Origin of the sequence: Stenotrophomonas indicatrix (assembly GCF_002750975.1) — a bacterium.
GTDB lineage: Bacteria > Pseudomonadota > Gammaproteobacteria > Xanthomonadales > Xanthomonadaceae > Stenotrophomonas > Stenotrophomonas indicatrix.
Window position 1 is genome coordinate 2,844,296 of sequence record NZ_PEJS01000001.1, and the last position, 15,589, is coordinate 2,859,884.

The following is a 15,589-nucleotide window of genomic DNA, read 5'->3' on the forward strand; positions in this document are numbered from 1 at the left end:
ACGCATGGGGTGGATCCACCGCCGCACGCGACTGCACGGCGCGACACCACAAAAAAGGCCTGCATCTTGCGATGCAGGCCTCTTGAATGTGGCGCCCGAAGTTGGACTCGAACCAACGACCCCCTGATTAACAGTCAAGTGCTCTAACCGGCTGAGCTATTCGGGCAGACCGCCAGTATAACGACTCTTCACGCGCGATGGTAGGGGTGATTGGCCAACATCGCAGCAGCGCGATACAACTGCTCGGCCACCACCAGCCGCACCAGCATGTGCGGCAGCGTCAGCGGGCCGATCGACCACTTTTCGTCGGCCAGCGCAGACACTTCCGGCGAATGCCCTTCCGGGCCACCGATCAGGAACGCCAGGTCCCTGCCCTGTCCACGCCAGTGCTCCAGGCGCTGCGCCAGCTGTTCGGAACTGAGCTGGCGGCCCGGTACGTCCAGTGCAACGACATAGGCATTCTTCGGCAACGCAGCGATCACCCGCTTGCCCTCGTCCTCGGTGGCGCGACGTGCGTCGCGCCCTTTGCCACGCAGGCCGGGCTCGATCTCCACCAGCTCGAACGGCAGCCAGTGCGAGAGCCGCTTCTGGTACTCGGCGAACCCCTGCGCCACCCAACTGGGCGCGCGTTCGCCGGTGGCGATCAGGCGGGCTTTCATCAACATTCCTCCAAAACGTCGACGGCGCCATCGGCGCCGTCGAAAACTGCATCAACGAATGGCTCAGGCCACTTCGTCGTCATCGTAGGACGGCGGCTGGTCGCCAACGGTCCACAGGCGTTCGAGCGCGTAGAACTCGCGCACGCGCGGCAGCATCACGTGCACGATGACGTCGCCCAGGTCGACCAGCACCCATTCGGCTTCACGCTCGCCTTCAACACCCAGCGGCATGACGTCGATGTTCTTGGCGAAGCGCACGACTTCGTCGGCGATGGACTTCACATGGCGGGTCGAAGTACCCGATACGACCACCATGTAGTCGGCGACGCTGGACTTGCCGCGTACGTCGATCTCGACCGGGTCCTTGGCCTTCAGGTCTTCGGTGGCTTGACGGACGCTGGCCAGCAGTTCCGGCACGGAGGGCGGCGGGCTGGGCAGATCGACCTTGATGGTCTGGGGCTGGGTCTGGTTGCTCAAAGCGGGTCGACTCGATAAACGTGGGGGCGATTATACGGGCACAGCGCGGCAACCGTATTCACGAGGTGGCGGGGCGGTACAGGCCATGGCCAGAAACGTAGTCGGCCACCGCCGGTGCCAGCATGGCCCGCCAGGGGCCGCCCGCGGCGATCTGGGCGCGCACGGCACTGGCCGATTCCACCCGCAGCGGGTGGTGCAGGCGCAGGATGCGGCCGGCCGGGCTGGTGAACAGGGCCTGCTCGTTGTCGGCCCAGCGCCCCTCGGTGGCCTGACCCAGCGCGCCGTCGACACTGGCCCGCAGCGGGCTGCCGGGCCGCTCGGCAACGATGAAATGGGCCAGACCGAAAAGCGCCTGCCACTCGTGCCAGCTGGGCAGGCCCAGCAGGCTGTCGGCCCCCACCAGCCACGCCAGCGGGCGGCTGGGGCCAAGTTCGGCCCGCAATTCGCGCAGGGTATCGACGGTATAGGAAGGTCGGCCAGGGAAGCGCTCGGCCCGATCCAGCTCATGACGGTCCAGCAGCAGGCCCGGTTCATCGCCGATGGCCAGGCCGAGCATGGTGCAGCGTTGCTCGGCGGTCGCGCCCGGTACCGCGCGATGCGGCGGGTCGGCGGCAGGCAGCATGCGCACCGCCACCTGCAGTTCATCGCGCGCGGCGCGCGCGATTGCCAGATGGCCCAGATGCACCGGGTCGAAGGTGCCCCCGTAATAGATCCGAAGGCTCATGGATCAGGCCCGGGCGAGCAGGCGCACCGCACGCGCTTCGGCCACCGCCACCAGCAGGCGCTCAAGCGCAAGCCAGGCATCGCCGTCTGCGCGGCCCTTGGCGATGCGGTCAACCAGCCCTGCTTCGGCCACGAAACGCTCCCAGCGCTTGCCTTCCGGGTGCCGCTGCAGCGCGCGCTTGTAGGGCGCCTGCCGCGATTCCCAGATACCGCGGGATTTCATCTCCGCCGCTAGATTGCCGCCACGTGCCTGTACCCGTGCCAGGCCGGCACCGGCCAACAGCTCGCGGATCACGATCGGCATCAGCGCGGCCACGGCCTCGCCTTCGCCGCGCAACCCGGCCAGCATCCTCAGTACCGCCTGGGGCTGGCCGGAGAAGGTGGCTTCCACCAGCCGGAACACGTCGTAGCGGGCAGCATCGGCCACCAGCGACTCCATCCGTTCCACGTCCAGGGTCTGGCCGTCGGCCAGCAATACGAGCTTGTCGATCTCCTGCGCAGCCGCCAGCAGGTTGCCTTCCACGCGTTCGGCCAAGCGCTGCACGGCCGCCGGTTCGGCGCGCAGGCCCCTGCTGCGCAGGCGCCGTTCGATCCAGTCCGACAGCTCATGCGGCTTGATGGCCCAGGCCACCGACAGCACGCCGACGCGGTTCACCGCCTCGGCCCATTTGCCCTGGTGGGCCTTGCTCCATTCGTTGGCGGTGATCATCAGGATCACGTCCGGCGCCGGGTTGGCGCAGAACCGGCTGATCACCTCACCGCCGTCCTTGCCCGGCTTGCCGCTGGGCAGGCGCACTTCCACCAGGCGGCGGGCACTGAACAGGCTGGGGGCATTGAAGCTGGCGTCGAGCTGGTTCCAGTCGAAATCACGGCCATCGGCATCGAACACTTCGCGCTCGTCGATGCCGGCCGCACGTGCACGGGCACGCACGGCATCAGCTGCCTCCAGCACACGCAGCGTTTCCGGACCGGCGATCAGGTAGACCGGCGCCAGCGCCGTGTCAGCGCCCTGCCCGGCCAGCTGTTCCGGTCGCAGTTCCATCAGGCGCCCGGCTCAGTGCTGGACGGCGGGTGCGGGCTCGACCGGATCGTGCTCGACCGGTTTCGGCGCCGACAGGCTGCCGCCCTTTTCCAGTTCGGCGCGGACCACGCTGTCGATGCGGCGGATGATCGAGGCCGACATTTCCCGGCGCAGTTCATCGGCCAGGATCTCGCGCTCGGTGGTGGTACCGGTGGCGTCGGTCGGCGGCGACACGTAGTCGCGCGACAGTTCGATCACCTGCTGCGGCACCAGTTCGCTGCCATCTTCGCGGCGGAAGATGAAGATCACCGCATAGCGCAGGCTGTATTCCTGCGCGCGGCCCTGCGAGTCGATCGCGATGGGCAGGTCGCCCCAGCGTTCGGACAGCACCTGCAGCTGGGCATTGGGGCCCTCGCTGTCCTCATCGGCCAAGCGCGCACCGGATGCCAGCAGGCTGCGGTTCAACAGCTTGACCAACTCGCTGTAGGGCGCGGTGGAGACCACCTTCACCGGCGCCGTGTCGGTCGGCAGCATCAGCTTGTTGCGCAGGTGGAAACCGCAGCCGGCGAGGCCGAGGACGAGAACGAGGGCAAGCAGGATTCGGGTCATGGAGACAGTCTGGCGGAGCCGGGCGATCACGGCAACAGACAGGGTGCCCGAGGCCGCGTGAACGCAGGGCCATCGGCCGGGCGTGCCCGGCGTGGCGACAACGCACCGACCGCCACGATGGCGGCCGGTGCCAGGTACATCAGGCAGCGACGATGTTCACGATCTTGCCGGGGACGATGATGATCTTGCGCACCGTCAGGCCTTCCAGGAACTTGGCCGCGTTCGGCTCGGCCAGCGCCAGCGCTTCAACCTGTTCGCGCGCGGCATCGGCGGCGACCTCGATCGTGCCGCGCAGCTTGCCATTGACCTGCACGGCCAGGATCAGCGCGTCGCGAACCAGCGCACTGCTGTCGGCCTGCGGGAACGGCTGGTCTTCCAGCAGCGTTTCGCCATGGCCCAGCACCTGCCACAGGGCGTGGCTGGCGTGCGGGGTGATCGGGTTGAGCAGCAGCACGATGGCCTGCAGCGCTTCCTGGCGCACGGCGCGCCCCTGCTCGCTGCCATCCTCGAACTTGGCCAGCGCGTTCATCAGCTCCATCACCGCGGCAATGGCGGTGTTGAAGCTGTGACGACGGCCGTAGTCGTCACCGACCTTGCCGATGGTCTCGTGGGTCTTGCGGCGCAGGGCCTTCTGGCTGGCATCCAGTGCAGCCGCGTCCAGCGCCGGTGCGGCGCCGTCGGCAGCGTGCTTCTGCACCTGTGCCCACAGGCGGCGCAGGAAACGGGCCATGCCGTCCACGCCGGCTTCGTTCCATTCCAGCGACTGTTCCGGCGGTGCAGCAAACATCGAGAACAGGCGCACGGTGTCGGCGCCGTACTTGCCGACCATCGCCTGCGGGTCCACGCCGTTGTTCTTCGACTTGGACATCTTCTCGGTACCACCGACCACTACCGGCTGACCATCGGCGATCAGGGTGGCGCCGGTGATGCGGCCGCGCTCGTCGCGCTGCACTTCCACATCGGCCGGGTTGATCCAGTCCTTCGAGCCGTCCGGGTTCGGGCGGTAGTAGGTCTCGGCGATCACCATGCCCTGGCACAGCAGGTTCCGCGCCGGCTCGTTGCTGTCCACCATCCGCGCGTCGCGCAGCAGCTTGTGGTAGAAGCGGAAATACATCAGGTGCAGGATCGCGTGCTCGATGCCACCGATGTACTGGTCCACCGGCAGCCAGTAGTTGCCACGCTTGTCGACCGCATCGCGGGCGCCCGGCGAGGTGTAGCGGGCGTAGTACCAGCTCGACTCCATGAAGGTGTCGAAGGTGTCGGTCTCACGCTCGGCCGCGCCGCCGCAGTCCGGGCAGGTGGTCTTGCGCCATTCCGGATCGGCCTTGATCGGCGAACCGGTGCCGACGAAGTTGACGTCTTCAGGCAGCACCACCGGCAGCTGGTCTTCCGGCACCGGCACCGCGCCACACTTGTCGCAGTAGATCACCGGGATCGGGCAACCCCAGTAGCGCTGGCGGCTCACGCCCCAGTCGCGCAGACGGTAGTTCACCCGGCGCTGGCCCTGGGCCTTGCGCTCGAAACGCTCGGCCAGCGCTTCGAAGGCGCCCTGGAAGTCCAGGCCGTCGAACTCGTCGGAGTTGACCAGTTCGGTCTCGCGGGTCTTGTCGCCGTACCAGTCCTGCCAGCGCGTCGCGTCGTAGTCGCTCTCGTCCTTGCGCAGCGACTTCAGCGCGATGACCTGGCGGATCGGCAGGTTGTACTTGTTGGCGAACTCATTGTCGCGCTGGTCGTGGCCCGGTACGGCCATCACCGCGCCGGTGCCATAGCCCATCAGCACGAAGTTGGCGACCCACACCGGCACCTGGGCACCAGTAACCGGATGCACGGCGCGCAGGCCGGTATCCATGCCGCGCTTTTCCTGGGTCTCCAGCTCGGCCTCGGACACGCCGCCCTGCTTCATTTCCGACAGCAGCGCAGCCAGTTCCGGATTGTTCTTCGCGGCATGCAGCGCCAGCGGGTGTTCGCCGGCGATCGACACGAAGGTCACGCCCATCACGGTATCCGGGCGGGTGGTGAACACGCGCAGCGGATCCAGTGCGGCGCCATCGACGTCGCGCACATCGAACTGGATTTCCAGGCCTTCGGAACGACCGATCCAGTTGCGCTGCATGGTCTTGACCGAGTCCGGCCAGCCGTCCAGTTCATCCAGGCCGTCCAGCAGTTCCTGGGCGTAGTCGGTGATGCGCAGGAACCACTGCGGGATCTCACGCTTTTCCACCAACGCGCCGGAGCGCCAGCCACGGCCGTCGATGACCTGTTCGTTGGCCAGCACGGTCTGGTCGACCGGGTCCCAGTTCACCACCGCGTTGCGGCGGTAGGCCAGGCCCTTGCGCATCAGGCGGGTGAACATGCGCTGCTCGTGGACGTAATAGTCCGGGCGGCAGGTGGCGAACTCGCGCGACCAGTCGATGGCATAGCCCAGCGACTTCAGCTGGCTGCGCATGTGGTCGATGTTCTTGTAGGTCCAGGCGGCCGGCGCGGTCTTGTTCTTGATCGCGGCGTTTTCCGCTGGCAGGCCGAACGCGTCCCAGCCCATCGGCTGCAGGACGTTGTGGCCGGTCATGCGCTTGTAGCGGCTGATCACGTCGCCGATCGTGTAGTTGCGCACGTGGCCCATGTGCAGCGCACCGGACGGATACGGAAGCATCGACAGGCAGTAGTACTTCGGCTTGTCCGAGGCTTCATCGACCTCGAAGGCACGGGTAGCATCCCAGTACTGCTGGGCGGCGGATTCAACCTGCTGCGGATCGTAAACGTTGGGTTCGACGCTGGTCATGTAACACGCGGTTGCGGCGGCAAAGCGGTACAGCGTACCGCAGTGCGGCAAATGGCTCCAATCCTGCCTGCCGGACGGGCGCGCGGCGCGGCTGCGGGAAGCGTCTCAGCGCCCGCGCGACAGAGGCAGGGCCAGGGCCAGCCAGAGCGCCCAGCAGGCAAAGGCCAACCGCTGCGCCAGCGCCGCCGGCAGTACCCCCGGCAGGCCGAACGCCAGCAGGCCGGCACCGATTCCGCAGGCCAGCGTCAGCAGGCCCAGCCTGCGCCCGCCGGAATGCCGCAGCCGTGCCGCGCCCAGCATCACGCTGCCGGCGACAAAGGCCAGTGCCCAGACCATCCACACGCTGGCGTGCAGCTTGCTGGCAGGGCCCTGCATGCCCATCTGGTCTTCAAAATCCAGCGGCAGCAGGCCCATCGCGATGAAGGCGAGACCGGCCAGCAGCAGCATCTGGCTGCCCACGCGTGCCGTCCATGCGGCGTCCACCGGCAGCTGCCGGCGCAGGCGCTCGGCCACGACCACCGCCAGTGCACCCGGCAGCACCAGGCCCAGCAGGTTGAAGCCCAGCGCATGGGGGATGCCGTGCGCGCCCAGCCAGGTCACCGGATGCATCGCCTGCGAATAGTCCGGCAGGGCCGCACCGAAGCCGGCCACCGACAGCACGAACAGGGCTGCGGCGAGCATGCCTACCCAACGATCCAGCCGACCCACGGACATTGCAGCCACTCTTCAGGAGAACATCAGGCCATTGTCACGGCAGCCGGCACCTGCGCCAAGCCGTCCGCGATTTCATGGTGGGCGTGACCGCAGGGTTGAGACCGGCAAGGTTCGTCACCATAGAATCGGTCTCCAGATGCCGAACGATGCCCCATGACCGAGACGACCTACGTATTCGATGCCACCACTGCCACCTTCGAGGCGGAAGTGCTGCAGAAGTCGCTGCAGACGCCGGTCCTGGTGGATTTCTGGGCGACCTGGTGCGAGCCGTGCAAGACCCTCGGCCCGATGCTGGAGAAGCTGGCCGGCGAATACAACGGCGCGTTCGAGCTGGCCAAGGTCGACGTGGACAAGGAACAGCAGATCGCGGCGGCCTTCCAGATCCGTTCGGTGCCCACCGTGTTCCTGGTCAAGGGTGGGCAGCTGGTGGACGGCTTCCCCGGCGCCCTGCCGGAAGGCCAGCTGCGTGAATTCCTGGCCCAGCACGGCGTTGTGCCGGCTGATGTCGGCGACACCATCGCCGAAGACGAAGCGCCGCTGGACCCGCAGGCGCAGGTCGACGTGCTGCGCGCGCAGATCGCCGCCGAGCCGGACAAGGATGAGCTGAAGCTCGACCTGGCCCTGGCGCTGCTGCAGGTCGGCGGCGTGGACGAGGCCGCTACCCTGATCGATGCCCTGCCCGCCAACCTGGCCACCGATGACCGCGCCGTGCGTGGCCGCGCCCGGCTCTCCTTCGCCGCCGCGCTGAAGGATGCCCCGCCCGCCGAGGAGCTGGATGCGCGCATCGCCGCCGACGGCAAGGATCTGCAGGCACGCCACCTGCGGGGTGTGCAGCTGCTGCTGGCCGGCGAGGACGAAGCTGCGCTGGAACAGTTCCTGGAGATGCTGCGGATCGACCGCAGTTTCCAGGAAGGACTGCCGCGCAAGGCCCTGATCGATGCGTTCAACGTCATCGCCGATGAAGACCTAGTCGGCCGTTCGCGGCGCCGGATGGCCTCCCTGCTGTTCTGAACGGCACCGGCATCGTTCAGAATCCCTGCACTGAACGCGGGCAATAATGCCCGCGATGGTGGCCCCCAGGGCCGCCACGATCCGTTCGGGGGGATGAGGTCGGGGCCATGGGGTCTTGCTGCTGCGCCCCCGCTTTGCCGGGACAGCTATCCGTGACCGTTGGCCGCTCGTCGTCTTTCATCAAGTATTTCCTGCGCACACTGCTGTGTGCCCTCTGCCTGTGGCCGGCGCTCGCCGGCGCGCAGGACTGGAACTACCGGGTCCGCCCCGGCGATACCCTGTGGGATCTCGGCGCGGCCTACCTCAAGCCCAGCATCGGCTGGCAGCAGCTGCAGCAGCACAACCGCATCGACAACCCGTACCGGCTGCCGCCGGGTGAACTGCTGCGCTTCCCGATCGGCTGGCTGCGCGTTGAGCCCGCCCCGGCGCGGGTACTGGCCGTGCGTGGGCAGGTTGAACTGAGCGCGGCCGATGGCAGCAGCAGCCGCGCCGTGCGCGCAGGCGAACAGCTGCACATCGGCGACGCGATCCAGACCAAGGCCGATTCCAGCATCACCCTTGAGTTCGCCGATGCGTCGCGCTTGCAGCTGCGCGAATACTCACGCCTGCGCCTGGACCAGCTCAGCCGCTATGGCCGCACCGGCATGGTCGATACCCGCCTGCGCCTGCAGCAGGGGCGCGCCAGCAACCGGGTCACCCCTGCGCGCGGGCCGGCCTCGCGCTACATCATCGATGCCCCTACGGCCACCAGCAGCGTGCGCGGCACCGTGTTCCGGGTCAGCGCCGGCGATGATGCCCATGCCGGTGCCACCGAGGTACTGGAGGGCAAAGTGCAGGTCGGCAACCCGCATGGCCAGCGTCTGGTGCACCCCGGCCAAGCCAGCCGCAGCGCCGGCAGCGGAACGGGGCCCGAAGCGGTTTCCGGTTTGCTGCCGGCGCCGCGCCTGCGTGCCGATGCGACCCGTCTGGGAGCCCTGCCGGCCCAGCTCGCGTGGGAGCCGGTGACCGGCGCCGTTCACTACCGTGTGGAAGTCGTGCAGGCCGCCACCCCGGAAATCCTGTTGTTTGCCGCCGACACCGCCGACACCCGGCTGCTGATCGGCGAGCTGCCGCCAGGAACGCTGCGCCTGCTGCTGCGGGCGGTGGATGCACAGGGTGTGGAAGGCCTGGATGCCAGCGAGGATTTCGTCCTCGACGACCAGCCGCCTCCGCCGCTGACCATTTCCCCGCTGCAGGGACAGGCGGTCAACAGCGACCGTCCCCGCTTCCACTGGAGCCAGGCGCCCGGTGCCAGCAGCAGCGTGCTGCAGGTGGCCGACGAGCCGCAGTTCCTGCAGCCGCTGCGCGAGCAAAGCACCGGCGGCACCGACCTGCGCCTGGGCCAGCCGCTGCCTCCCGGCCAGTACTACTGGCGGGTCGCTTCGCGTGATGACCAGGGCCACCAGGGTCGCTACGGCCAGGCACTGACGCTGCAACTGACCGATGAACCGGTGGACCCGGCACTGCAGCCGCCCGAAGCCACCGATGGCGAGCTGACTCTGCGCTGGCAGGCGGGAAGCGAAGGGCAGCGCTACCGCGTGCAGGTCGATCGCCGCGGCGACTTCAGCGCGCCACTGCTCGATACCACCGTCGATCAACCGCAGGTCAGTTTCAAGCGCCCGTGGCGCGGCACGCTGCACATCCGCGTGCAGTACATCGATGACGACGGCCATGCTGGACCGTTCTCGCCCGCCCAGCAGGTCAAGCTGCCGTGTCGCCTGTGCTACGGCGCCAGCGGTGGTGCACTGCTGCTGTGGCTGTTGCTGTGAGGCGCTCGCCGCTGCCGTGGTCGCGACGGATCCTGCTGGCCCTGCTGGCGGGTGTAGCGACGGCGGTGGTCAGCCATGGCCAGTGGCTGTGGCGGCAGGACGAAAGCGCGTACGACCTGATGGTCGGCAGCTGGGATTACCGCCCCGACCCCAGCGTGCTGATCGTGGCCATCGACGAAGGCAGCCTGCAGCGGCTGGGCCAGTGGCCGTGGCCGCGCTCGATGCATGCCCGCCTGCTGGACCGCTTGACCGACGCCGGTGCCGAGCGCGTCGCGCTGGACCTCATGCTGTCCGAGCCCGACCGTCGCGATGCGCGCCAGGATGCCGAGCTGGCAGCGGCGATCCGTCGCAACGGCCGTGTGGTACTGCCGGTGCTGGCCGCGCCGGCCGCCGGCGACCGCATGGCCGAGGAGATGCTGCCGATCCCGCTGATTGCCGCCAGCGCTGCCGCCATCGGCCACAGCGACGTTGAAGTCGACGGCGATGGTGTCGCCCGCGGGGCCTACCTGCACGCCGGCATCGGCCAGGCGCACTGGCCGGCACTCGGCCTGGCGTTGACCGGCCTGCCGCCGCAACGCGCACAGGGCCTGCCCGACCCCGACCCGGCGCTGGACTCGCCCTATCAATGGCGCCGCAATGATTACGTGCGCGTGCGTTATGCCGGGCCACCGGAACGCTTGCCGCAGGTGTCCTACGCCGATGTGCTGGAAGGGCGCGTGGATGCCTCGATGCTGCGTGGCAGGCGCATCGTGGTGGGCATGACGGCCAGCGGCATCGCCCTCCGCCTGTTGACCCCCACCACCCGCGAATACTGGATGAGCGGCAGCGAGTACCAGGCCAACATCGCCTCGATGCTGCTGCAGGACAAGCAGATCAACGTGTTGCCCCGCGCCTGGCAGGACGCCCTGGCCGGCCTGCTGGTGGCCATGTGCGTGCTGCTGCTCGGGCTGCGCCTGCCCTGGGTGGTTGCGCTGTGCTCGCTGCCGGCCGCGCCGCTGCTGAGCTGGCTGCTGCTGCGCACCGGCAGCCTCTGGTGGGCGCCGGCCAGCGCTCTGCTCGGCGTCGTGCTGGTGCTGACGGCGTGGGCGACCTGGCGCATCGCCTCCTGGCACCGCCAGGCCAACCGTGATGCGCTGACCGGACTGGGCAACCGCCTGCGCTTCGAACAGTCGCTGCAACAGGAATGCGATGCGGCACGCCGCAGTGGCAAGCCACTGACCCTGGCCCTGATCGACGTCGACCACTTCAAGCACCACAACGATCGTCATGGCCACCAGGTCGGCGATCGCGTGCTGTGCGAAGTGGCCCGCCTGATCCAGGCGCATGCCCGGCGCCCCCGTGACATGGCTGCCCGCTACGGCGGCGACGAGTTCGCACTGGTGTTGCCCGACACCCCGGTTGAAGGCGCGCGGCAGGTGATCGAAGACCTGATCTCCTGCATCCGCGCCCTGCCGCCGCCCGGCGATGGCAGCGACACAGGCGTCACCCTGACCATCGGCGTCTATACCCGTGTGCCTGACGGCGACCTGCAACCGCATCATTTCGTCGAAGGCGCCGACAACGCGCTGTACCGGGCCAAGGACAATGGCCGCGACGGCTACGTGATCGACGGCGGCACGCCCGGACCGTAACGCCCGGCAGGCCTGTCGGGGCGCTGCGGGCTACAACATACGCATGCGAATGGTTAGACTGGGCGCCCCGTCCCCTGCCCGGTTCCCGCATGAAAGCCAGCACGTTCCGCTTCGGCATCAACCTGTGGCCACCGTTCCTGTTCACCGGCATCCATGTCACCCGGATCACCCCGGACTACCGGCAGATCGACGTGGAACTGCGCCTGCGCCCCTGGAACCGCAACTACGTCGGCACCCACTTCGGTGGCAGCCTGTTTGCGATGACCGATCCGTTCTGGATGCTGGGCCTGATGCACACCCTGGGCCGCGACTATTACGTCTGGGATCGCGCCGGTGCGATCGATTTCCTCAAGCCCGGTCGTGGAACGGTGCGCACGTCTTTCCGCATCGACGATGCACTGCTGGATGAACTGCGCACGGCGGCGGCCGGTGGCGAAAAAGTGCTGCGCTGGTTCAGCAACGACGTGGTCGACGAAGCCGGCGAGGTGGTCGCGCAGGTACGCAAGCAGGTCTATGTGCGCCTGAAGCCACACGCACGGTAAAGCGGGCCGGCTGACGCCCGGCTATCCTCTGCAGCCCTGCCATGGAGGCTGCAATGCGCCTTTTGTTCCTTGCTGCGGCACTGACCGCCCTGCCCTTCGCCGCCACTGCACTGGACGTGCCGCCGGTGCGCTATCCCGCCGTGCCCGCGCACGCCGCCACGGCCGAGGGTTTCGTACCTGCCGGCTGGACGCTGGAATACAGGATCGAAGGCGACCTCGACCAGGACGGGCGCGCAGACCTCGCGCTGGTGCTGCGCCAGCAGGACCCGCGCAACATCATCGAGCACGATGGGTTTGGCCCTTCGCCGTATGACAGCAACCCGCGCATCCTCGCCATCGCCTTCGCGCGACCGTCCGGTTACGTGCTGGCCGCGCAGAACCACACGCTCATTCCACGGCCGGACTCGCCCGTGCTCAGCGATGCGCTGGCCGAAGGCACCGGCGTGTCGATCCAGCGCGGCGCACTGCGGGTTGGGTTGTACTCGTTCTCCAGCGCGGGCAGCTGGTCGATGGGCACCACCACGTTCACGTTCCGCTGGCAGGAAGGCAACTTCGCGCTGATCGGCTACGACCGCGACACGATGATGCGCAATTCCGGGCAGACCGAGGGCCTCAGCGTGAACTACTCCACCGGCAAGGTGAAGCTGACCGAAGGCAGCATGCAGGACGACAAGGAACAGGTGCGCTGGCAGACCCTGCGTGACCGCAAGCACTGGACGCTGGACAGCGTCGGTGATGGCTGGGCGTTCAATCCGCTCGGCGACGGCAGCTGAGCGCGGGTCAATCCGCCCGCAACGGCATCGACAGATGCGGGCCTTCGCCTTCGCGCGCAGGTCCGCGCCGCACCACCTGCAGGTAGCGGCCATCGGCAGACACCTCGGGCGTGCGGGCGTGCGAACGCCATTGCGCCGGCAACCGCGCCAGCGCCTCGCCGGCGGGCCCGGGCTGCTGCCGCAGCCAGCGCTGCGCGCCGAGCAGGCGGATTATCGCCGCCGTGTCCTGGCTGCGCGCCGCGTACGGCGCATAGGACGGCCCGGCGATGGCGCTCAATGTGCATCCCAACGGGTTGGCCATGCAGCGCACATCCCATCCGAGTGGTGGCGACACAGGGAGCGGGACGTCGGCCGCCAGCGCCGTGGCTGCAGCAGGCCGGCATGCCCAGCCGAAATTGCCGGCGATCCGGGCCAGGGTGTGGTCGCGATCCAGCAGCAGACGGCTGCCTGCTGTCTGCGTGGACGCTTCCACCGCCGCCTTGTTCATCGCAAATTCGCCCTGCATTGCCTGGCACAGGCTCTGTTCGTTCGCGTCCAGTGGCTGCAGCGCCGCCTCGCAGGGGACGGGCAGCGCGTAATCCGGCGATTGCTCGACCAGCATCTCGCCAAGCAGTGCGGCATGGGTCCGCACCACGGCGGCGCCCATCATGCTGTCCACCAGCGTGCTGCCGGTCCGCATCATCCGCCGACCAAACCGCACCGCGCTGCAGCTGCCCTCGATGGCACCGGCAACATCGCCCTGCAGATAGGCCAATGCCTGTGCACTTGCCCCATCCAGCAGCGGCGCGTAGGCCGGCAGAGGCAGCAGCTCGCTTCCGCTGGGCCTGAACGGGGAATCGAAGCGATCGTAGTCCGCCATCCGGGCCAGTCGCTCGTGCAGGTCGGCATGCCCCGCGTGGGCGTCAGCGAAGCGCTGCGGATCAGCGCGTACCTGGGCCAGGCAGCCGACCGGCCCGACTGCACAACGACCTGAGCGGCCCGGATTCAACGGTGCGTGCCTGGCGGCCAGCACCGACGCTTGCGACGCCTGCGCGGGCGCCGTCTGCCAGCGCTGCAGATCTTCGGCCAATGCCGCCTCACGCTGGGCCAGGTCCAGCCCATCGAAGGGCAGCGTCCACAGCAGGGCGAAGCCGTTCCTGCCCTCGCTGCGATGCGCGGCTTCAAGCAGGCGGACATCCTGCCGCTGGGCGGCCGACAACGGCCAGAACCTCGACAGCAGCCATGCCGCGATGGCGATCACCAGCAGACCCAGCATTGCCCAACCCAACCACCGCAGCATCCTCAACACAGCATCCCTTCCCTGCATGGCCAGCGCCGCCAACGGGCAGCGTAAACGAGCGGCCGCGACCGCTACAATGCGCGCATGTCGCTCGATGCCCCCGCCCTGGTTCCCCGTCCCTCCCTGCAGCGCCTGTTCCTGACCGGCCTGCTGACCCTGTTGCCGATCTGGCTGACCTGGGTGGTGGTCAAATTCGTGTTCGTGCTGCTGTCGGGCATCTCCAGCCCGCTGGTGGTGCCACTGTCCGAACAGATCGCGACCAGCTTCCCGCATTACCTCGGCTGGGTCCGCGCCGAATGGATCCAGAACACCATTGCCCTGCTGGCCACCCTGCTGGTGATCCTGGCGGTGGGCGTGGCCAGCCGCCGCGTGGTCGGCCAGCGCCTGCTGCGCTGGGTCGGCGCGGTCATCAAGCGCATTCCGCTGGCCAGCATCATCTATGACAGCGCCAAGAAGCTGCTGGACATGCTGCAGACCGAACCGGGCAGTACCCAGCGCGTGGTGCTGATCGACTTCCCGCACCGCGACATGAAGTCGGTGGGCCTGGTCACCCGGGTCATCAAGGAACAGGGCACCGACCGCGAACTGGCGGCCGTCTATGTGCCGACCACGCCGAACCCGACCTCGGGTTATCTGGAGATCGTGCCTGTCGAACTGCTCACCCCGACCGACTGGACGGTGGACCAGGCAATGAGCTTCATCATTTCCGGCGGTGCAGTGGCACCAGCCAGCGTTCCGTTCACCCGCGCCGGCGATCGTTCCGAATGAGCGAGGCGTCGCACGCGCGCCCGCTGCAGGACCGCGCGGTCCTGCTGTTCATCGTGCTGGCTGCGTTCTTCTGCGGCAACGCGGTGCTGGCCGAACTGATCGGGGTGAAGATCTTCGCCCTGGAAGACACCCTCGGCATCGACCCGCTGAACTGGAACCTGTTCGGCCAGACCGGCTCGTTGAGCTTCACCGCCGGCACGCTGCTGTGGCCGGTGGTGTTCATCATGACCGACACCATCAACGAATTCTTCGGCAAGCGCGGGGTGCGTTTCATCTCGTGGCTGGCGGTGGTGCTGATCGCCTACGGTTTCCTGTTCGCCTTCGCGGCGATCTCGCTGGCACCGGCCAGCTGGTGGGTAACCTCGATGGATGCCCACGGCGTGCCCGATTACCAGGCCGCGTTCGCGGCGGTGTTCGGACAGGGCATGTGGACCATCGCCGGTTCGCTGGTGGCGTTCCTGTTCGGCCAGTTGATCGACGTGGCGGTGTTCCACCGCATCCGCCAGGCAACCGGCGAGCGCCATGTATGGCTGCGTGCAACGGGTTCCACCGCGGTCTCGCAGCTGGTGGACAGCTTCGTTGTGATCTGGATCGCCTTCGTGCTTGGCCCGCAGCACTGGCCGACATCGCTGTTCCTGGCAGTGAGCAGCGTCAACTACGTCTACAAGATGGGCTTTGCGATCGCCCTGATTCCGTTGCTGTACCTGATGCGGCGTGCAATCACCCGCTATCTGGGCGAACACCGCGCCGCCGACCTGCGCGCTGCGGCCGCGGCTGACTGAAGCCCCAGCGACG

The 15,589-nt window shown here is 68.0% G+C and carries 15 protein-coding genes and 1 tRNA gene; 7 read left to right on the forward strand and 9 right to left on the reverse strand.

Annotation, left to right across the window (positions count from 1 at the left end; translation table 11 throughout):
• Positions 1–89 precede the first annotated feature (89 nt).
• The 8 genes from CR918_RS13195 to CR918_RS13230 all read right to left on the reverse strand — a co-directional run bounded on the left by CR918_RS13195 (position 90) and on the right by CR918_RS13230 (position 6,982).
• A tRNA-Asn gene (locus CR918_RS13195) sits at positions 90–166 on the reverse strand.
• Positions 167–188: 22 nt separating this feature from the next.
• Positions 189–659, reverse strand: coding sequence for a 23S rRNA (pseudouridine(1915)-N(3))-methyltransferase RlmH (gene rlmH, locus CR918_RS13200; protein WP_025879294.1), 471 nt, complete (start codon positions 657–659; stop codon positions 189–191).
• Positions 660–722: 63 nt separating this feature from the next.
• On the reverse strand, positions 723–1,136 hold the full coding sequence (gene rsfS, locus CR918_RS13205; RefSeq protein ID WP_025879295.1) for a ribosome silencing factor: 414 nt from the start codon (positions 1,134–1,136) through the stop codon (positions 723–725).
• Between the two features lie 58 nt (positions 1,137–1,194).
• The gene (gene nadD, locus CR918_RS13210; protein WP_025879296.1) at positions 1,195–1,860 is read right to left on the reverse strand and encodes a nicotinate-nucleotide adenylyltransferase; all 666 of its coding nucleotides are present in this window, start codon (positions 1,858–1,860) and stop codon (positions 1,195–1,197) included.
• A gap of 3 nt (positions 1,861–1,863) precedes the next feature.
• Entirely contained in the window at positions 1,864–2,901 is a 1,038-nt protein-coding gene (gene holA / locus CR918_RS13215; RefSeq protein WP_059064761.1) for a DNA polymerase III subunit delta, read from the reverse strand.
• A 12-nt stretch (positions 2,902–2,913) separates the two neighbouring features.
• Positions 2,914–3,489 (reverse strand): LPS-assembly lipoprotein LptE, encoded by a 576-nt coding sequence (locus CR918_RS13220; RefSeq protein WP_033831702.1) that lies wholly within the window; start codon positions 3,487–3,489, stop codon positions 2,914–2,916.
• A 139-nt stretch (positions 3,490–3,628) separates the two neighbouring features.
• Positions 3,629–6,268, reverse strand: coding sequence for a leucine--tRNA ligase (gene leuS / locus CR918_RS13225; protein ID WP_099844370.1), 2,640 nt, complete (start codon positions 6,266–6,268; stop codon positions 3,629–3,631).
• A 105-nt stretch (positions 6,269–6,373) separates the two neighbouring features.
• Positions 6,374–6,982, reverse strand: coding sequence for a DUF998 domain-containing protein (locus CR918_RS13230; protein ID WP_099843240.1), 609 nt, complete (start codon positions 6,980–6,982; stop codon positions 6,374–6,376).
• Between the two features lie 153 nt (positions 6,983–7,135).
• Between CR918_RS13230 and trxA the strand changes: the two genes are divergently transcribed.
• The 5 genes from trxA to CR918_RS13255 all read left to right on the forward strand — a co-directional run bounded on the left by trxA (position 7,136) and on the right by CR918_RS13255 (position 12,747).
• Complete coding sequence (trxA, locus tag CR918_RS13235; protein WP_032975060.1) at positions 7,136–7,993, forward strand: thioredoxin; 858 nt, start codon at positions 7,136–7,138, stop codon at positions 7,991–7,993.
• 107 nt (positions 7,994–8,100) lie between these two features.
• Positions 8,101–9,801, forward strand: coding sequence for a FecR family protein (locus tag CR918_RS13240; protein ID WP_099843242.1), 1,701 nt, complete (start codon positions 8,101–8,103; stop codon positions 9,799–9,801).
• Positions 9,798–11,432: a CHASE2 domain-containing protein gene (locus CR918_RS13245; RefSeq protein WP_033831706.1), complete on the forward strand. Its 1,635-nt coding sequence runs from the start codon at positions 9,798–9,800 to the stop codon at positions 11,430–11,432. The genes CR918_RS13240 and CR918_RS13245 overlap by 4 nt, the downstream gene beginning before the upstream one ends.
• An 89-nt stretch (positions 11,433–11,521) precedes the next feature.
• Positions 11,522–11,974, forward strand: a complete 453-nt coding sequence (locus CR918_RS13250) for a DUF4442 domain-containing protein (protein ID WP_032975063.1) — start codon at positions 11,522–11,524, stop codon at positions 11,972–11,974.
• 53 nt (positions 11,975–12,027) lie between these two features.
• Positions 12,028–12,747: a hypothetical protein gene (locus CR918_RS13255; protein WP_099843244.1), complete on the forward strand. Its 720-nt coding sequence runs from the start codon at positions 12,028–12,030 to the stop codon at positions 12,745–12,747.
• 7 nt (positions 12,748–12,754) lie between these two features.
• Here CR918_RS13255 and CR918_RS13260 read toward each other — a convergent pair whose 3' ends face one another.
• The gene (locus CR918_RS13260; RefSeq protein ID WP_243379093.1) at positions 12,755–14,002 is read right to left on the reverse strand and encodes a hypothetical protein; all 1,248 of its coding nucleotides are present in this window, start codon (positions 14,000–14,002) and stop codon (positions 12,755–12,757) included.
• Positions 14,003–14,110: 108 nt separating this feature from the next.
• Between CR918_RS13260 and CR918_RS13265 the strand changes: the two genes are divergently transcribed.
• Entirely contained in the window at positions 14,111–14,794 is a 684-nt protein-coding gene (locus CR918_RS13265; protein ID WP_032975065.1) for a DUF502 domain-containing protein, read from the forward strand.
• Positions 14,791–15,576 (forward strand): queuosine precursor transporter, encoded by a 786-nt coding sequence (locus CR918_RS13270; RefSeq protein ID WP_025879090.1) that lies wholly within the window; start codon positions 14,791–14,793, stop codon positions 15,574–15,576. The genes CR918_RS13265 and CR918_RS13270 overlap by 4 nt, the downstream gene beginning before the upstream one ends.
• The last annotated feature ends 13 nt before the right edge of the window (positions 15,577–15,589 follow it).